The following is a 20,644-nucleotide window of genomic DNA, read 5'->3' on the forward strand; positions in this document are numbered from 1 at the left end:
GTGATTTTAATAATAACTTAATGTTAAAATACACAAATTTTAATTTTAATTAAAAAAACAAGTGTTAAGCACTTAATCTTGCTTTACTTGTTTTTGAATATTTAAATTAATTCGTCAATTTATTAATTATATAGTTTAAAAATAAATATGAATCGTTAATTAGAAAATTATTTATTTTTTTATTTAAGGCAATAAATTATCAAATTCTGATTTTGTAATCATAGTAAATTTGTTTTCAATAATAGAAAATTTTAGGTAAGTTATAAACTCCTGTTTTTCTGCAGCAAGAACTAATTTCACAAAGATTTCATTCTTAGGATTATTGTAAAATATTGTAGATTTATCTGTATCTAATTTTAAATATTTTAATAAAGGGGAATTAATTTTATTTATTTCAAATTGCGCTGGAGAATTTACTTTTCCATCGTGAATAAATTGTTGTTTATAGTTTAATAATTTATTTGGAGCAATAAATAAAAACTCTTGATCTTTAATATCTTCAACTATATCATCATATTTTTTGCTTTTTACAACATATTTGATTGTTATTTTTTTTGACAAATTATCTCGACTTGTTATTAAAATGTTAGATATAATTCATTTTTCATTATTTTCAGTTAATTCAATGTCAGAACTAGTTATTTGATTTATTTCTGTTGGCATAAAATTAGAATTTTTAATTTTAAATTCAAAAGGATTAGTTTTTTGAACTTTAAATAAATTTAATTCTTTTTTAAGGTTATTTTTTTCTTCATTTATCTTATTAATTATTAGTTTTTGCTCTTCCAATTCTTTTTGTTGTCTGCCGGCCTCGATGAATTCAGATTTATCCACTTGAAGACCTTTAGAATTAGTTTTTTCAACTTCAAATTTCACATAGAAATCAAACGATTTAGTACCTTTAGTTAGTGTTAATTTGGCAATAGCATAATTTTTAATATTTGGGAAAATTGATGATATAGCTTCGCTTTTAATGTTTACCTCACTTTTGCTATGATCAATACTAAATCCATCATTTTTTTCTAATTTGATTTTTTCTGATTTAAAATTAACTGCCTTAGCGCTAATTAAATCCTGATATGTAAATGTAATATTTTTTCTTAATTTTTCTTCTTCTGGATCGGGAATAGAAGTTTCTTTTTTAAAATCAGAAATTGTTATATCTTTTGTAGCACTTAGTCCGTCTTTTTCTGATTTTACTTGAATTTTTAGAGTTCCCTTTTTATCGTCAGGTGTTAGTGTATATGTATAAGTAAATCCTTCAACTTTTCCGGTTACTTTTAAATTTGTTTGTGTAATAGCGCTTGGAAGAATTTGAGTTTTATTATCAATGGTAATAGCAATATTATCTAAGCTTTTATTAACAGCTTCTTGATCTGTGTTAGGTTTTGGATCTGTTTTTGTATTATTACATGCTGCTGCAACTAGCGGTAAAGTGATGACACTAGCGATTGACCCTAGATAGATAATTTATTAATAAAATTTTCAAATTTGTACATTTTATATATTTTATTTTTTCAAGTATTTTAAAAGTAGTTATTAATATTTTAAGAACAAAAAATGCTAATTTTTGACCTCAAAAAAGTGGCCAAAAAAGTATTACTCTACAATTTAGCAGCGAATATTTTTTATTTTATACACAAAAAAATTCGCATAAAAATAAAATTACAAAAAATCGGTTAAAAATTGACTAAAAATAAATAAGTTTTTTAAAAGATAAAAATATAAAAAATATTTTCTAATGAAAAGCAGGAATTATTTTAATTTTTTTAAAAATGCAAAAATTGGATAAATGTGATTAAAAGAATCAAAAAAATTAGCTTTTTTATTAATAAAATAGAGACCATATTCAACAATTTTAAGTTAAATTTATTTATAAATAAGGTATTTTTATTTAAAAAAATTTATGACCAAAATAATAGACTTTCACTCATTTTAGAGTATTTGCGTTTTTTTGAGTCAAAAAAAATGGCAATTATATTAGAGTTTTAGCTGAAAAAAATGTGTTAAAGTGACATTTACTAATCTATTCAACCATATTTTCAACAATTACAAAGAAAAGCAATCAAATTTTTAAAAAAATAAGATCTAAAGCAAAAATTTAATAAAAAATAAATTAAATATCCTAATTTTTACGTTATTTTTAGCTGTTTTTTTATATTTTTTAATTGCAATATATAAATAAATATAGTAAATAGTAATTAGAATATTATTTTTTAAATTATATTTAAAATCTATATTATTCATATAATGAAATATCTATTAATTGCATTTTTTTATAACTAATTTATTAAATATGGCATTTTATTTTGACTTTTATTTTAATTTTTTTGGCAATTTATAGATAGAAATAATAAAAAAATGCTAAAAAATTGATTTTATGCTATTATATGTGTGCATTATTTTTTTAAAAGCAAATATCAAGGCATAACAAATAAATAAAATAAATGTTAAATGCTTTTAAGCAAAATTTTGTGCACAAAATAAAAAATAAATATAAAGGAGATTTTAAAAATAAAATGAAAAAATCTACAAAATTAATGATTTCACTAGGGTCAATCGCTAGTGTCATCACTTTACCGCTAGTTGCAGCGGCATGTAATAATACTAAACCAGAACCCACTCCGGCACCAAAGCCAGAGCCAAAACCTGAGCCTGCTCCAACGCCAAAGCCAGAACCTAAACCTGAGCCAGCTCCAACACCAAAGCCGGAACCCAAACCAGAGCCAAAACCTAAACCTGCTCCAACGCCAGAAACCAAAGAAGAATTCGAAAAAATAGCAAAATTTAGCTATATAGGATCTTTAAGTGACAAATTTGAGACTGAAAAAGTTAAACTAAATAACGTTTCAGGATATAAATTTGAAGTAAAAGATACAAAAAATGATACTAAACTAACTGGAGAAAAATTCTATGTATCAAAAATTCAAATTAAAAAAGAAAATAGTGCGTTAACGTTTGATGCATATGTAGAATTTATTGGATTATCTGCAAATAATGTACAAGCAAAATTTGTTGATAAGGCGATGTATGATAATTTGGTTAAAGCAGAATTGGCTACTGAATTAGCTAAGGCCGAATTTAGCTACAAGGGTACAATTGCTAAATTAGCTGATTTTAACAAAGCAAATTTACAAATTGCAAAAGTAAATGGTTTCACTTTAGATTCTAATAGCATTGTTTCAAAAAATAAAACCTCGCAACCAAACGAAGTTCTTGTAAAAATTGTAGTAAAACATGGTGATATTACTTTTGATGATATCTATGTTAAATTTGCAGTAGGACCAACAGCAAATCCTAAAGCTACAAAAATTGAAAAAACAGAATTTGATGGATTAGAAAAAGCTGAATTAGCTACCGAATTAGCTAAGGCCGAATTTAGCTACAAGGGTACAATTGCTAAATTAGCTGATTTTAACAAAGCAAATTTACAAATTACAAAAGTAAATGGTTTCACTTTAGATTCTAATAGCATTGTTTCAAAAAATAAAACCTCGCAACCAAACGAAGTTCTTGTAAAAATTGTAGTAAAACATGGTGATATTACTTTTGATGATATCTATGTTAAATTTGCAGTAGGACCAACAGCAAATCCTAAAGCTACAAAAATTGAAAAAACAGAATTTGATGGATTAGAAAAAGCTGAATTAGCTACCGAATTAGCTAAGGCCGAATTTAGCTACAAGGGTACAATTGCTAAATTAGCTGATTTTAACAAAGCAAATTTACAAATTACAAAAGTAAATGGTTTCACTTTAGATTCTAATAGCATTGTTTCAAAAAATAAAACCTCGCAACCAAACGAAGTTCTTGTAAAAATTGTAGTAAAACATGGTGATATTACTTTTGATGATATCTATGTTAAATTTGCAGTAGGACCAACAGCAAATCCTAAAGCTACAAAAATTGAAAAAACAGAATTTGATGGATTAGAAAAAGCTGAATTAGCTACCGAATTAGCTAAGGCCGAATTTAGCTACAAGGGTACAATTGCTAAATTAGCTGATTTTAACAAAGCAAATTTACAAATTACAAAAGTAAATGGTTTCACTTTAGATTCTAATAGCATTGTTTCAAAAAATAAAACCTCGCAACCAAACGAAGTTCTTGTAAAAATTGTAGTAAAACATGGTGATATTACTTTTGATGATATCTATGTTAAATTTGCAGTAGGACCAACAGCAAATCCTAAAGCTACAAAAATTGAAAAAACAGAATTTGAAAAAAATAATTAAATCTTTTTAATCTGTTAGATCACAAACAATAAATAAAACATAATATTTTAATAAACTTTTAAATAAACAAAAAAATCAGAATAAAATTTCTGATTTTTTGATTTACAAATTTAGTTAAATTTTGCCTACTCCAGGGTCAATCGCTAGTGTCATCACTTTACCGCTAGTTGCAGCGGCATGTAATAATACCAATAATGATAAAAAAGACGATGGTAATAAAAAACCAGATAGTGATAAAAAGCCTGATGGAGAAAAGACACCAGACAACAATAATAAAAATGATGATAAAAAGAATGATGACAAAAAGGAAACAGAGGAACAAAAATTAAGAAAAGAAATTACATTTAAATACATAGGAACTATTGATGACAAAAATAATTTAAATTTAGATAATATAAAATTAGATAAAAATAATAATTTTGAAATTGAAAAATCTAATTCAGAAGTAAAAATTAAAATTGAAGCAACATTATTTCCACCTACAGTTAGAAAATATTCAATTGCTAAATTAACTCTTAAAAAAGATGATAAATCATATGATTTTTATGTTAAATTTAAACTTGACGAAAAAGATCCTAATGGAACAAAAACTATAAAGAGTGAATTTGATGAAGCAAAATCATTGCCGACTCCTACACCTCAACCTAAACCCGATGTTAAAGACCCTAAAAATTTTAATGATGAAGAATTAAATAATGAAACAATCGTTAAATACAAAGGTAAATTTGAAAATAACTTTAATTTTGAATTAGACAAACACTTAGAAGTAAAAGTTCCTAAAGGTTGAACATATAAAGTAATTACTTCTAAAATTGGAAGAAAAATAAATGATAATGAGGCACATTTTACATTAATACTAAACAATGGCGAAAGAGATGTAACTATATTTAGAAAATTTTTATCAGAAAAAGGACAATTAAAAGATAAACAAAATATAAATGGCATATTAAAAATGAAATATATTGGTGATTTTAAGGAAAACTCATTTAATGAATCAGAAATATTATTTACAAAACCATCTGGCTGAAATTATAAAATAAAGGAAAAGAAATTCGAAAAAAATAAAGTTACTTTTAAATTTTTATTTCAAAATCAACAAGATAAAAGAGAGATATCAATAGTTAAAATATTCGAATTAAAAGAATTAGTTCGTAATAATAATCAATTAAAATTTAAAAATCCAAAGGCTATTGAAATAAACAAAAAACTTGTTGTTGAATATAATGGGTCTATTTATAAAAATAAATATGATGAGTCAAAATTAAAAATTTCATTAAACGACAATGATTGAAAGGCAAAATTATTTAGAGTTGATTTTTCAGATAATAATAAAGTTACATTTTTAATAAATTTAATTCCTAACGATGTAAAAGAAAATGGGCCAAGTGTTATTGTTTATAGAACTTTTGAAGTAATAATTTCTTCTAGTATTTAAGTTATATAATTAAATAAAATCAAATTACTAAAAATTATAGTCTATATCAATAATTTAGACACTTACTCCATATTGTGTAAAAACATGGTGTGGAGTTTTATAATTTAAATTTGTTTTTTACTATTTCTAAAATTATATATTTGCTGATTGACATTTATTATCTTAAAATTTGAAATTTTGGAAATTCATATGATCAATATTTTATTACTAAAGATTTAAAAAAAATACTCTAATCCACTATTTTCTAATCAATAATCCCTAGTTTACATAAATGATTTTAAAGAATTAATAAGAATCTCAAAAATAAAGCTAATTCACTATTTATTTAAATCATTAAATTTTTGATTTTTAAGAAAATCTATTTACTTTTTAATAATTTCCGTATTTTTGATTTTAAATCCACAAATATTGGAATTATATATAAATAATGATTTTGCAATGGTTTTTTTCGCATCTAACCGATTATTATATACCTATATTTCTCATAGCAATATTAATTATCAATAATGAACTAAATTGAAGTTCTTTCAAGTCTATTTTTTGTGATTAGTTTTCAGGGTTTTAGTTTTCCATCAATTGAAAATTGTTTTAACATAAAAAGCACTCCTTATATTGGAGTGTCTAAATTATGTAACATAACTTAAAATTTTATCTTTGTTTTATTTTAGTTTTTTGTAAATTATGATAATTTATTAGTTATTTTTGCTTTTTCTTTAATGATTTGAGCTTCAACTTTTTCTTTTAAATTGTAAATATCTTTATACGATATTGCTTTATTAAGTTCTTCTGTAAATTTTTTTACTAAATCTATAGTCTCTATTTCATTAATAAGATTTTTAACCATTAAAATTGCATTTCTTAGTTTTTGATTTTCTAATTCCTTTTGTTGTTTTTTGGCTTCAATAAATTCAGATTTATCCACTTGAAGACCTTTAGAATTAGTTTTTTCAACTTCAAATTTGACATAGAAATCAAACGATTTAGTACCTTTAGTTAGTGTTAATTTGGCAATAGCATAATTTTTAATATTTGGGAAAATTGATGATATAGCTTCGCTTTTAATGTTTACCTCACTTTTGCTATGATCAATACTAAATCCATCATTTTTTTCTAATTTGATTTGTTTGGAATCGTAGTTACTTGCCTTTGCATCAATTGAATTTTGGTATGTAAAAATAATTGTATTTCTTAGTTTTTGTTCTTCTAATTCTTTTTGTTGTCTTCCGGCCTCGATGAATTCAGATTTATCCACTTGAAGACCTTTAGAATTAGTTTTTTCAACTTCAAATTTGACATAGAAATCAAACGATTTGGTACCTTTAGTTAGTGTTAATTTGGCAATAGCATAATTTTTAATATTTGGGAAAATTGATGATATAGCTTCGCTTTTAATGTTTACCTCACTTTTGCTATGATCAATACTAAATCCATCATTTTTTTCTAATTTGATTTTTTCTGATTTAAAATTAACTGCCTTAGCACTAATTAAGTCTTGATATGTAAATATAATATTTTTTCTTAATTTATCTTCCTCTAAACTTGGATCAGGTTTGGGTTGCGGTTCTGGATTAGGTTTTGGTGTAGGATCAGGAGCAGGTTTTGGTGTAGGAGTTGGGTCAGGTTGGGGATTAGGTTTTGGATCTGTTTTTGTATTATTACATGCTGCTGCAACTAGCGGTAAAGTGATGACACTAGCGATTGACCCTGGAGTATGCAAAATTTTGGTCTTTTAGAATTTAATTTTAACAAGATTAATTGTTAATTATAAATAGTTTTAATTTAGCAAAAAGCTTCAAATAAAATCAAAATTTACAATAAATTTCTTAGAAATTTCACCCTAGAAATGTGAAATTAACGAATATTTTTAAAAAAATATAAAAATAAATAGTATTGTGATATTGTTTTCAAAAATAAATATTTAATTTAAAACATAACAATAAAAATATTTAATATTCAAATATTTGACTAAAAAAACAAATGTACAAAATTCATTTATTATTGTATTATTTAGTAGTCTATGTTTATATATTAAATATCTTTTAATTGAAAGGAATATATGATGAAGAGAATTATTAAAATTGGATTTCTAGCGTTAACTTCGTTAATTCCAATATCAGTAGTTGCCGCATCTTGTACTGTGAATACAAATAGTTTAAATCTAAAAAAATCAGTTGATAGCAATGGATTTCTTAGTGAAAATATTAATATTTTAGCATTAGGAGATTCAATTACTGCTGGGTTTAATAGTGAATATAGTTTTGAACTTCCCGGAAGCTTCAAAAATTCTGAAAATGCAAAAGTTGAAGGGCTATCATATCCTAGCTTTTTTGTTGAACTTCTTCAAAAAATAAAACCTAATTTTGTAAATAAATATGAAAATATTGCTCTCTCAGGAACTAAAATTGTTGATTGACTATATCTTCTAAATACTCCAAATTTTGAATATGATATTAATGCTAAAGGATCAGTTTTTAAATTTCTAAGCAAATTAGATATAGATGCTAATAATCCATTTAGAAATCGAATAAAAGAACATTTTGGTGATTTTAGTAAAAATAGTTTAGTCAAGGTCGGTAAACAAGTGGCAGATGCTAATTTTATTAGTTTATCACTTGGAGCAAATGACCTTTTTCAGAGTTTAGATTTTGATTTAATACAAAAAATTTTCCAAAATCCAAGTGAAGAGAATGTTAATTCATTTAAAAAATCCTTAGAGGAAACATATCAAAATATTGCTAAAAATTTTGATATGCTACTAAAGAGAATTAAATCACTAAATTCTGAAGCCAAAATTGCCGTTGTTGGTTATCCATTTATTCTTTTAAGAGCTAAACCCTTAGTTGATGAATTATTTCGGGGAACTAATATTCCATTTAAAGTTTTTGAAAAGTTAAATCAAATCAACAAACAAGTAGCACAAGCTAATAATGTTGCATATGTTGAAACTTATGATGAAAAAACTTGACTAGTTAATTCCAAAACCTTAGCCCATTCAATTTTCGATATTCATCCAACTGAAGAAGGCTATAAAAAAATGGCAATTGAATTATTTAGAAAATTAGCATTTAATTATAGTAATCCAAGCGAAATTAATGCGGGGCAAGATCAAAAATATATCGAAAAAGACCAAGATAGCATTCATAAAATTTTTGAAACTAATCAAAGTAATGAAAAACTTCAAGAAATTTTAGATAAATTTGTCAATGAAAAAACCAACTACCAAACAAAAATTAATCGCCAGAAGGATAAATTCCTTTCAATACAGAGCAATATTGTCAAAGGTTGAATTTCATCGAATAAATTAGCAATTAAACCAATTTTAGAAAAAATCTTTGCTAATGACGAAGATCTTAAGAGAATTTTTAGTCGTGAGCAATTTATTAATAAAATAATTTCTACTATAGAAAAAGATAAATTAATTGATGATATAGTCATTGAAATGCATAAATATTTTGATGAAAATGATCTTTTAATTAATAGAGAAAACTTATTAAAATTTCTATTCACTCAAAAAATTCTATTTAGAGCATTTAAAACAATTATTAAAATTGATTTTAGTGAAGAAGAAAAAAAGGCCATCGCTAAAGGATTCTCAAAACTTTTAGATAAAATTGATCTAATTGACCCAAAATTATCAGGCATTAAAAATAACACGGATATTAAATTATTCATTGAAAATATCATTTTAAATGTTTTAAATAATAAAAATCAATACCTTGAAACAAAAAATCTAGAAGATATACTAAGCGTATATTTCAAAAATAATTCCAATCAAGATTTTAAACCTTTAATTAAAGCAATTGTTTCAAATGATTTTGTTTTTGAAAAGTTATTTGCAAAATTAAAAGAATTAGTACCACAATTATCACAAAATAAAAATCTAATAAAAAGCATTTTTCAAAATATAACTGAATTTAGTATTTATAATAAGGTGAAAAATTATTTTATCCAAAAAATAATAAACAAAGAAATTAATTTAAGTGATTTAAGTAATAACAACTTTAACGATCTTAATATTGGAATAGGTGATTTTTTAGGTATTTATACTGATTTTCAAAAATTACCAAATAACAGTGAACTAAAAAAAGAATTAAATGATCTTATCAGTTCCATCACTGAAAATTTATTTGGTAAATAATCTTTGAATATAATAGGCATTGAATATGTCTATTTTTATTTACAATAAATTTTTGATAAAAAAAGTATGAAAAAAAACTTGCTAAATTACAATTAACAAGTTTCCAAATTAATAAATAGTGTTAGTTATCGACTTTACCTTTTTTAATAAATTCAAAAAGTTTTTGTCTTCACAAAATCCCATCTTTATTATTTTCATTGTTATAATAAACTATTTTAACAAGATCTTTTGCCGAAATATTTGCTTCATATTCGCCAATATGCGAATATATATCTCCAAAAATCTCTTTTAGGATATTTTCACTATTTTTATCATTTAGTGCGTTAAATACTAAGGTAGAAACGGTTGGAAGTAGTGAATAACGGGAATTATAAAAAATTGTGTTTTTAATGAATGAAGAAGCATTTTTAAAATATCCTTCGTATGCTGAATATAGAATAATAGCACTCAAACGATATAAAAACTTCTTGTTTTCTTCAACATTTTCATTATTGGCAATTTTTTCCAAAACTGGCTTAGAGAATAGTTTTAATTTTGAAATAAGTGATAAATTAGAAAGTGTTGAAATACCAATTGTTAATGATGAATTTACATTAAATTTTTCTAAGTTATTTAAAGTATAGAATAGCGGAGTTTTAGTTATAGTTAAATCTTGAATTTTTTCTAATGGTGATTTTTCGACAATCAAATTTAAGAAATCAACAACATGCTCAGATTTAATTTTATTATTTTCAAAGATATCTAGCAGACTAGAAACTTGCGAAAGATCTTTAACTATAAAAGAAAGATCAATACTATTTGCAAGTTCATCTAAAGAACCTAATTTAATTGTTCCTGCTTTTAATTGACTCAAAATACTATCTAAAACCTTATTAAATAATGGTGTTTGTTCAATATTTTCCATGACACTTTTAACTAAATTTTTAATTTTGTAGTCATCTTTTTCATCATAGTTTTCTAGTTGAAGAGTTTTTTGAATTCCAAAGGCAACGGCATTTAATAACTTATCATTCTCTGAAACATTTTTCATTAAGCTACTGATTATCTTTTTCACTATGCCACTATTTTCCTCAATTCGTAAATATGCTTTTATTAGTGCTTCTATTCCGGAAGTGATTTTTTGATTTGCGACTGCTTGAAGCTCTTTTTCATACTCATCACTATGGTCAATAAAATCATCTATTATCGAATTTTTAAAAGCTAAAAAGTTTGCATCACTAAAAATGCTATATTTAGATAAAAAAGTATTAACAATAATACTAATTGTATTTTTTAAATCATCTTTAAGTGAGTTATTTTTTGCTAATTTAGCAAGATCTTTAACCAAATCAAGTAAATCCATACTATTAATATCTAAGTCATTAAAAATATCTAAATTTAGCGTTAAATTTTTTAAATTTAATTGGTCTAAACTTGGTTTATTTATATTTAATTTATCTAAATTTAATCAATTAAAATTAATTTGTTTATTAGTGAATTTTTTAATTATAAATTTTTCGATCTTATCAAAGATTTTGAAATCAATTGACGTTTGAAAAATAGTTTTTATAAAATTTTTACTTTTTGCAATTTTTGGAACAATCTTCGTTAATTGTTCAAATAATTTTTCAAAAACAAAATCATTCGAAACAAAGCTTTTGATAATTGATTTAAAGCTTATGTTAGGATTATTTTTAAAATAAATACTTATCACATCCAAGAAACTATCTGCTTTTAGATACTCATCTTTATTGCTAAGAACTTGAAAAACTGTTTTTTCGACAAAATTTGAAATTTCTTTATTTTCTTTAATTGAAGTTAAGGCAGGGTCAATTAAATCAATTTTGTTTGCTAAATTAGCAACAATTTTTGCAAGCGCAATTTTTTCATTATCCGTAAAATTTGTATTTATAAATTCTTTAAATCCATCTAAGAAAATTTTTGGATTAACTAAAAATTTAACAAATTTATTTATCAAATTTTCTTTATTAACAGGTAAATTAGTTTCATCAAAATATTTTTGAATTTCTAAATCGATTTTGTCAACTAAATTAGCTCTTGTTATCGCTGAAATTATTTTTTCTTTAAATTCATTGCTTTCAAGAAGTTGACTAACTGTTTCATCTTTGCCAAAGATTTTTTCTAAAACTGATCCTACAAGGGCATCGCCTGAAAGAATTACGTTTTTAATAAAATGTTTTTCTACTGAGAAAAGTGAACTTTTTTGACTATTAATTTCTTTTTGATAAATTGTTTTTTCGCTTGCAAACTTATTTAATATTTCTTGAAGTTTTTCATTATCTTGGCTGGTTTCGAAAAGTTTGCGAATACTATCATAATCTTTTTCTAAATATTTTTGATTTTGTTCATTATTAATTTCACTTGGATCATTGTAATTAAATGCTAATTTTCTAAATAGCTCAATTGCCATTTTTTTATAGCCTTCTTCAGTTGGATGAATATCAAAAATTGAATTAGCTAAAGTTTTAGCATTAGGTAGTCAAGTTTTTTCATCGTAAGTTTCCACATAGACAACTTTGTTAGCTTTTGCAACCTGTTTATTTACACTGTTAAGTTTATCAAATATTTTAAGGGCAACATCAGAACCATTCAATAGTTCATCAACTATTGGTCTAGCTCTAAGAAAGATAAAAGGATAACCAACAACGACAATTTTGACATCATTATTTAATTGTTTAATTCTTTTTAGGAGTAAATCAAGATTATTGGCGTTATCTTGATATATTTGAGTTATAGAATTTTTAAACAATTCAATATTCTCTTCACTCGGATTTTGAAAAACCTTCTTCAATAAATCAATATTTAAATTTTGAAAAAGATCGTTTGCTCCTAGAGATAATGTAATGAAATTGGCTGCTTTTATTTTATTTTGAAGCTTTAAAAGGTTTGGTTTGCTAAAATCATCAAATTGTTCTTTTATACGGTGTCTAAATGGATTATTAGGTTCACCATCTAATCCCAATAAAAACTTAAATGGGGCTTTATCTATTCCGTCACCATATTCAAAATTAGGTGCATCTAGTAAATAAAGTCAGTCAACTATTTTCGAACCTGATAGAGCAAAATTATCATAACTTTTCACGAAATTTGATTTTACTCTTTGCAATAAATCAACAAGAAAACTTGGATATGATAAACCCCTAACTCTAGTATCTTTGCTACTGTCAAAATTACCTGCAAGTTCGAATGTATATTCGCTATTAAATCCAGCAGTAATTGAATCTCCTAATGCCAAAACATTAAGATTTTCTTCTAAAAATTGACTAGGTTTTGTATCATCTTTTTTAGAATCTGAGTTATCTTTTTTATCATCTTTTTTTATTTCATCTTCTTTTTTCGGCTCTTTTTTTGTATCTTTTTTTTGCGTTGTACAAGATGATGAAATTATCGGTATCGAAGCTAGCGATGTTAATGCCAATATCCAAATTTTAGTATTTCTTTTCATGAAATTTTATCCTTCCATTTTTTAGTTAAAAAATTGTATATCCCTTGCAATTTTAGTAAATAAAATTTCACTTTAGATATGCAACCATTCTATTTAAGAATATAAGTAAATTATTAGATTTTATTAATTATTATCCTTACATTCAAAATTATTACATTATTATTTAGTTTTTTGTACTTTTTTTGAAAATAATTGGCAATTATAAATTTTGAGTGCTAATTTCATCTATAAAATTTGAACTATTTGGTGAACTACATTTTTTCTTTTTTTAAATTAAATGGTCTTTATTTATTTTACATAATTTTGCATACTCCAGGGTCAATAGCTAGTGTCATCACTTTACCGCTTGTTGCAGCGGCATGTAATAATACAAAAACAGAACCAAAACCTACTCCACAACCTGAGCCAGCTCCTACTCCAAAACCTAATCCAGATGAAAAACCTGCACCAGCTCCTACACCAAAGCCTAATCCAGAACCTCAACCAAAACCAGCTCCACAACCTGAGCCAGCTCCAACACCAAAAGATATAAAAGAATTTAAAGAAAAGGCTGAATTTTTATATACAGAAAATTTAAGAAATAAATTTGACAGTAAAAAACTTAACTTAAATAAAGCGCCAGGATTTAATTATGTTGTGGAAAAAGCATTAAAGGGAACTTTCTCTTCTAATGGTGACCAATACTATATTGTTAAATTAAACATTAAAAAAGAGGGTTTAAAAAATTTTGATGTTTATGTAAGATTTAATAGTGAAAAAGGTGAAATTGTTTCTAAGGATGCATATGAAAATTTACTAAAAAATAATTTAAAAAATGAATTAGACAAAATAACTTTCAAATATCCTAATAAACTTAAAGAACGTGTTGAATTTAGAGATTTTGATATTAAAAAAATTAATTTATCAAATGTTGAAAATTTAGAATTGGATTTGAAAAAATCAAAATCAGTAATTATGCCTTACAAAGAAATAATTACTAAACTAGTATTTAGTTATAACAAACTAGAATTTGGCGAAATTTATGTAAAATTTGTATCTAGCGACAAAGAACAATTTGGTACAAAGGCTAAAAAAACTGATTTTTATAAAGTTAAATTAGATGCTTTGGCATTTTCATATTCAGGTAAAATTGATAAACTTAATGATTTTGATAAAAATAAAATTAATTTACTTCTTGGTAAGGATTTCGAACTAGATTTAGATAATTCAGAATCAATTATAGATAATAATAAGAAAGAAATAATTGCAAAATTAGCTATTAATTTTAATAAAGAAAAAATTGCTGATATATATGTTAAATTTTCACAAAATAAAAATAATGTTCAATTCGGAAAAAGATCAACAAAAAAAAGATTTTGATAAATTATTTGAAGAATTAAAAGAAAAATTGAGAGAGGCTAATTTTGTTTATAATAATGGAACTAAAATTAACTCTTTTAAAGATTTTAGAATAGATAAAATTAATTCTTTATCAATAAAAAACTTCAAAGTAATTAACGATAAGTCTATATCAATTCGTATTAATGATGAAGATGTAATTGTAAAATTATTTTTTACAGAAGAAAATAAAAATGAATTTATAACATATTTAAGATTTTCAATTAAAGAAAATAAATTTACTATAATTTCAGAATCAGAATTTGAAAATTTATTACCTTAACATTAAAATTAAATTTTAAATTATAAGTTCAAGTGCGAAGGCGCTTGATCTTTTTATTTTATAAAAATAGGTATTTTTTAAATAAATTTATAGTTTAGGACAATAAATTTTTAGGGTTAATTTATTCTAAAAGTTGCAACAAAAAAACCAATATTTTTACCCACTCCAGGGTCAATCGCTAGTGTCATCACTTTACCGCTAGTTGCAGCGGCATGTAATAATACCAAACCAGAACCAAAACCTAACACAGATCAAGAGGCTGTTAATAAAAGTTTAGATAATATTGCTATTACCGTTGATAATAAGGATAAAACTCTTCCAAGTGCTGTTACACAAGCAAATTTAAAAGTAACTGGACAAGTGGAAGGATTTAATTACACATATACATTAACTGCTGATGATAAAGCAGGAACTTTAGTAGTTGAAGTTAAATCTACTAAAGACAATTTAAGTGCTACAAAAAAAATAACAATTTCCGAATTTAAAAAAGATACTAAAACTGATGATAAAAGTAAAGATAGCAAAAAACAAGAAGTTATAAATAGTTTAGCCGAAATTAGCATTTCACCAAGTGGTAAATTCTTACCTTCAAGAGTTGCTGAAACAGGACAAGTTGAAATCCTAGGAACTAAAGAAGGTTTTAATTACTCAATTAAGATGTTTAAAAATATTAATGATGATGCAGGAACATTGACTGGCGTTGTTCTATCTGAAAAAGATGGTGTTGAGGCAGAAAAAGAAATTAATATCACTGGATTATTAACCTCTGAAGAAAATAAAAAAATTATTGAAAAAGATGAAAAAAATAGCATCGAAAAAGATTTGGATTTATATAACAATCACTATGAAGATATTCCATTTAGATTTCAATTAAAGAAAAATATTAATGTAAAAACAGTAGCGGATATTAAAAAAGAAAATGTTGAATTAGTAAAAAGCTCATATTTATTGAGTAAATGAAATATAGAAATATTAGATGTTAAACCAACAAAAAATAGTGCTAATAATACCGTATTAATAAGTTACTCTATTAAAAGTAGAAAATACACTGATATAAGTATAAATATTAAAGATCAAGAATTTTTATTTATTGCTCCAAATAAATTATTAAATTTTGTTTATAATGGTAATAGTAGAATTGATTCTAAGTGAGAGTTTAAAATAAGTGATATTAAACCTTCATTAAAAAATTTTAAAATAGACCAAATTAAATCTGGATGAATTAACATCAATAATGAAGAAATCTTCGTAAAATTAGTTTTTACTGCGGAAGATCCAAAAGAATTTATGGCATACTTAAAATTTTCTATTAATGAAAACAAATTTACCATAATTTCTCAATCAGAATTTGACAATTTAATATCTTTGCCTCAGTAATAAAGCGAATAATTCTTTAATTTTGACATATTTATTTATTCGAAATATGATTAATGGCTAAATAAATTAGCTATATTGATTTAAATATTTAAATACTGTAAGTTCAAGTGCAAAAGCACTTGTATTTTTTGTTTGAATATCGATTTAATATTAAGATCTTTTAATTAATTTATTCTAAAAGTTACAATAAAAAAACAATATTTTTGCCCACTCCAGGGTCAATCGCTAGTGTCATCACTTTACCGCTTGTCGCAGCGGCATGTAATAATACAAAACCAGAACCAAAACCTAACACAGATCAAGAAGCTGTTAATAAAAGCTTAGATAATATTAAAGTAGAAGTAGCTGATAAAAATAAACTTCCAAAAGAAGTTAAAAAGACCGATATAACTATTAGTGACCAAGTGTCAGGCTTTACCTACTCAGTTGAAAGTTTAAGCCCAAATGATAAAACCGGAGAGCTTACTGTCAAGGTTAAATCTACTAAAGGTAGTTTAGGTGCTACAAAAGATTTTAAAATTGATAACTTTAAAAAAGAAACTAAAAATGACGATAAAAAAAATGATTTAGATAAGAATAAATTAGATCTTAAAAAGGAATTAAAAGAATTTAAGGATAATGCAAAATTTAATTATAGTATGAATGTAATTAATCCTTTTAATGCTTTCGCTCTAAAATTAACATATAAACCTGGTTATATCCATGAAGTAATAGATGCAAAAAGTAAAACTAATGTAGCCGGAGAAATTCAATATCATATTGTTAAAATATCAATTAAAAAGGAAACTACAAAATTATTTGATGTTTATATAAAATTAAATGCTAATGGCAGCACATTTGTTGACGAAAAAGAATTTATTAGAATAACAGAAGAAAAAAAAGCAAATGAATTAAAGACCAAAACTATTATTGCCACAAAAGATTTTAAATCAAAAGCTGAATATAAATATAATGGTAAACTTGATGATACCGATGCTAATTTGTTCAAACAAACAAATGTAATATTGACAAAAAACGATGGTTATAAATCAACATTTGAAGTATCTAAAGTTGACTTAATAGGCAAAGCAGTAATTGCCAAATTTAATATAGTAAGTATTACTGATGTCAATGTTAAATTTAGTGTATATGTAAAATTTAATTACACAACTTCAGCTAATAAAGCTGAATTTGTAGAAAAGAATTTTTTCGAACAATTACCAACAAAAGAAGAACAAGATAAATTTAAAAATGCCGAATTTACTTATAATGGAAATTTAAATGAATTTAATTTAAATATGATAGATATTTCAAATAAATCATTTAAAATAAACCGAATAGAGAAAATAGACGATCCTTCTCAACAAATTCTTTTGGTAAAAATTTTTGCCACAAAAGACGATAAAGAATTTATAACTTATTTAAAATTCCTAAAAAACAGTAATAATAAAAATACGGGTCTTAAAATTTCGCAATTGGAATTTGAACAATTAGTAGAAAAATTATTACCATAAAAATTATTTAATTTAAATAAAATTCAAGAACATTGAAATTAACTAGAATTAAATCGTGCTCTTTAAATTTTTTAAATATAAAAATTATCCATTAATATAAACATAAATTAAAAAAATTAAGTTATATACCTTTTTTAAAAATAGTTATTCCTTAATTAATAAAGACAAAAAAATTCTTAGTTTCCATCTTTGATTTAAAGATTCAATTTTGTAAATAATATAAGCGAATGACTATAGATAAAAAAATAGAGAATTAGAATGAATTTAAAAACTTTATTATAAATTTTATATGCTAAAAAGCAAGCACATAGGACTTGCTTTTTATTTAATAATTTTAATATTTTTATTCATTTTTATCTTTTTGCTAGTAGTTTAGATAAATTTTCTTTACTTATATATTTATTTGCAATTTTATTTGAATCAATTTTTCTTCCCGCTGTTTTTGAATCATTAAGGTTAAAATTAAATTCAACAAAGAAGATAGCAGCCGATTTATTATCTTTTGTTGTCAATCTAATTCTAGTAATAATTATTTTTTTTGTATTTTTTTCATAAGAAGCAAATACAAATTTTTCCACATTAACCTTGAAGGCATTAGAACTATCTCCATTTATAGTAATATTTTTTTTCAAATCTTCGAGAGTAATCTTATTATCTATTTTTCCTTTATATTCAAATGTAATTTTATCCAACTCCATTTTTTCATTTGTTATAGTAGCATTTATAACATCTGATGAATTAATAAAAATACCAGCAACATCTGTTCCTTCTTTAAATTCTACAAGAAATAAATAATTATTTGAGTTTTTGGAAGCGCTTATTTGAACTATAATTTTATTATTTTTTTTATCTTTTATAACTCTTTCTTTTACATTAATTTTTAAATCCTTTATACCATCATCTAATTTTATTTTCGCAATGTTAAATGTATCAATTGTTACTTTGCCTTCATATTTAATTTTATCTTTTAATTCTATCTTAATGGCTAGTTTATCATATTCTTCTTTTGTTGTAAAATCAGCTTTTTTATTCATCATATTGTAGGTGAATTTTACATAAACATCAAATGTTACATTTTGCTCATCACTTTTGAAAATTTTAAATTTAGCAAGTACTGAATCTCCCAATTTAGTCTTAGAACTAACAAATGTCGAAGTATAACCATCGGCTTTGAAAGCAACATTTGTACTTTTAAAAATATAAGGGGCACTATCTGTTATTTGTCCATTGTATTTATACTCTGCTTTTGTTTTGAAATCAGCAACTGCTTCGGTAATTTTTTTGGATAATTCTTGGTCAATTAATTCTTGCAATGCTTCTTTATTGACGAATTCAATTTTATCCGCAGAAAATTTTACGTATACATCATATTGTTTTTTATTTTCTTTTTGAATTTCTAATTTTGAAACATAAAATTTCTCGCCTGTAAGTCTTAATCCACTTCTAAAATCTAATACTTTAAATGTATAACCATCAGCGTCTTTTAATTCTATTTTTGACTTGTCAAAATTAGTATTTAAATTTCCTGAATAAGTAAATTTGGCTTTTGCTTTAAATTCTGCTTCTGTTAGTACCTTTGGAGCAGGAGGAGTAGGCATATCATCCTTATCCTTTTTATCATCTTCTTTTGTTTCTTTTTTAAATCCTTCAATCTTAATATCTTTTGTAGCACTTAGATTGTTCTTAGTAGATTTAACCTTGACAGTAAGCTCTCCGGTTTTATCATTTGGGCTTAAACTTTCAACTGAGTAGGTAAAGCCTGACACTTGGTCACTAATAGTTATATCGGTCTTTTTAACTTCTTTTGGAAGTTTATTTTTATTAGCTACTTCTATCTTAATATTATTTAAACTATCAGTAACTGCTTTTTGATCTAAGTTAGGATCAGGCGCTGGAGCGGGCTCTGTTTTTGTATTATTACATGCCGCTGCAACTAGCGGTAAAGTGATAACGCTAGCGATTGACCCTGGAGTTATTATTCAGTGCTAATCACACCAACAATTATTCATTGAATACTTTTAATTTTAAAATTGCTGTAATACTAGATTACTAAAAATTTAAATAAAATAAAATGCTTTACCGTGAATAAACCTAATTAATTTAATTTTTATAAAGAGAATAGTTATTATTTTTTTCTTCATTTACTGCTATTTGATACATTAAATTAAAACATATTTATTTAACTAAATAGCTCAGATCACTAATTTATTTATAAATTAATATAAAAATTTTTATAAATTTATTAATTTTGTATTTAGAAAATATTATTTGCATTTGTTATTCTTTTCTGATTTTGTTTGTTATATAGACATTTAGAAGATGATGTGTGTAAATAGTTTTATATGAATATAAATCAATTAGTTTTTTAAGCTAATAAATTTATAGTAATATTTAATTTTTTTATAAGTTATTTAGCTTTTTACTTAAAAGTGTTAAATGAACAATTTTTAATTAAAAAGCACAATTTTATAATAATTTGATAAAAATTTGCGGATATTTAAGGCTTGAAAATTTATAAATTAAAAGAAAATAAGATTATCATCTATAATTTTGACTATAGAATATACAAATTTATAATAAATAAATATTAGTAATTTCACTAGGATCAATAAGCACAATAATAGCTATGCCTTTAATAGCGGCGGCATGTAATAGTAATAATAGCAGTCCAAAACCACAACCAAAACCTAACACAGATCAAGAAGCTGTTAATAAAAGCTTGGATAATATTAAAGTAAAAGTAATTAATAAAGACAAACTTCCCGCCGAAGTTAAAAATGATGATGTAGTTATAAGTGGCAAGTTGCCGGCTTTACCTACACAGTTGAAAGTCTAAGCTCTAATAACCAAAGCAGTGAATT

General features: G+C 24.3%; 13 protein-coding genes and 1 pseudogene. 8 read left to right on the forward strand and 6 right to left on the reverse strand.

All coding sequences use genetic code 4. The features are described 5' to 3' along the window. Positions 1 to 183: 183 nt before the first annotated feature. Positions 184 to 876, reverse strand: a complete 693-nt coding sequence (locus DA803_RS06255; RefSeq protein WP_277869746.1) for a hypothetical protein — start codon at positions 874 to 876, stop codon at positions 184 to 186. Between the two features lie 321 nt (positions 877 to 1,197). Continuing rightward, positions 1,198 to 1,470: pseudogene (locus DA803_RS06780) on the reverse strand (variable surface lipoprotein); the annotation flags it as partial. A gap of 1,049 nt (positions 1,471 to 2,519) precedes the next feature. On the opposite strand from DA803_RS06780, the gene DA803_RS03375 reads away from it, so the two are divergent. Beyond that, entirely contained in the window at positions 2,520 to 4,235 is a 1,716-nt protein-coding gene (locus DA803_RS03375) for a variable surface lipoprotein (RefSeq protein ID WP_211305583.1), read from the forward strand. Between the two features lie 121 nt (positions 4,236 to 4,356). Next, positions 4,357 to 5,670: a variable surface lipoprotein gene (locus DA803_RS06260; RefSeq protein WP_114190896.1), complete on the forward strand. Its 1,314-nt coding sequence runs from the start codon at positions 4,357 to 4,359 to the stop codon at positions 5,668 to 5,670. Positions 5,671 to 6,349: 679 nt separating this feature from the next. Here DA803_RS06260 and DA803_RS03320 read toward each other — a convergent pair. Beyond that, entirely contained in the window at positions 6,350 to 7,387 is a 1,038-nt protein-coding gene (locus DA803_RS03320) for a variable surface lipoprotein (protein WP_170120261.1), read from the reverse strand. Between the two features lie 342 nt (positions 7,388 to 7,729). On the opposite strand from DA803_RS03320, the gene DA803_RS06265 reads away from it, so the two are divergent. Further along, the gene (locus DA803_RS06265; RefSeq protein ID WP_170120262.1) at positions 7,730 to 9,808 is read left to right on the forward strand and encodes an SGNH/GDSL hydrolase family protein; all 2,079 of its coding nucleotides are present in this window, start codon (positions 7,730 to 7,732) and stop codon (positions 9,806 to 9,808) included. A gap of 121 nt (positions 9,809 to 9,929) precedes the next feature. Here the strand turns inward: DA803_RS06265 and DA803_RS01670 are convergent, their stop codons facing one another. Continuing rightward, positions 9,930 to 13,253 (reverse strand): SGNH/GDSL hydrolase family protein, encoded by a 3,324-nt coding sequence (locus tag DA803_RS01670; protein ID WP_114190900.1) that lies wholly within the window; start codon positions 13,251 to 13,253, stop codon positions 9,930 to 9,932. Positions 13,254 to 13,556: 303 nt separating this feature from the next. Here DA803_RS01670 and DA803_RS06270 point away from each other — a divergent pair, with 303 nt between their 5' ends. Continuing rightward, the gene (locus DA803_RS06270) at positions 13,557 to 14,615 is read left to right on the forward strand and encodes a variable surface lipoprotein (RefSeq protein WP_145960821.1); all 1,059 of its coding nucleotides are present in this window, start codon (positions 13,557 to 13,559) and stop codon (positions 14,613 to 14,615) included. Beyond that, the gene (locus tag DA803_RS01680; protein WP_145960822.1) at positions 14,572 to 14,913 is read left to right on the forward strand and encodes a hypothetical protein; all 342 of its coding nucleotides are present in this window, start codon (positions 14,572 to 14,574) and stop codon (positions 14,911 to 14,913) included. The genes DA803_RS06270 and DA803_RS01680 overlap by 44 nt, the downstream gene beginning before the upstream one ends. A 116-nt stretch (positions 14,914 to 15,029) precedes the next feature. On the opposite strand, the gene DA803_RS06275 is transcribed toward DA803_RS01680, so the two are convergent. Continuing rightward, positions 15,030 to 15,161: a hypothetical protein gene (locus DA803_RS06275; protein ID WP_277869748.1), complete on the reverse strand. Its 132-nt coding sequence runs from the start codon at positions 15,159 to 15,161 to the stop codon at positions 15,030 to 15,032. On the opposite strand from DA803_RS06275, the gene DA803_RS01685 reads away from it, so the two are divergent. Next, positions 15,106 to 16,290, forward strand: coding sequence for a lipoprotein 17-related variable surface protein (locus DA803_RS01685; RefSeq protein WP_371845396.1), 1,185 nt, complete (start codon positions 15,106 to 15,108; stop codon positions 16,288 to 16,290). The genes DA803_RS06275 and DA803_RS01685 overlap by 56 nt on opposite strands. Positions 16,291 to 16,493: 203 nt before the next feature. After that, entirely contained in the window at positions 16,494 to 17,783 is a 1,290-nt protein-coding gene (locus DA803_RS01690) for a lipoprotein 17-related variable surface protein (protein WP_170120263.1), read from the forward strand. 353 nt (positions 17,784 to 18,136) lie between these two features. Here the strand turns inward: DA803_RS01690 and DA803_RS01695 are convergent, their stop codons facing one another. After that, on the reverse strand, positions 18,137 to 19,762 hold the full coding sequence (locus tag DA803_RS01695) for a lipoprotein 17-related variable surface protein (protein WP_114190905.1): 1,626 nt from the start codon (positions 19,760 to 19,762) through the stop codon (positions 18,137 to 18,139). 641 nt (positions 19,763 to 20,403) lie between these two features. On the opposite strand from DA803_RS01695, the gene DA803_RS01700 reads away from it, so the two are divergent. Further along, positions 20,404 to 20,619: a hypothetical protein gene (locus DA803_RS01700; protein ID WP_277869751.1), complete on the forward strand. Its 216-nt coding sequence runs from the start codon at positions 20,404 to 20,406 to the stop codon at positions 20,617 to 20,619. Positions 20,620 to 20,644 lie beyond the last annotated feature (25 nt).

It is taken from the genome of [Mycoplasma] phocae (assembly GCF_003332325.1).
Lineage (GTDB): Bacteria > Bacillota_I > Bacilli_A > Mycoplasmatales > Metamycoplasmataceae > Metamycoplasma > Metamycoplasma phocae.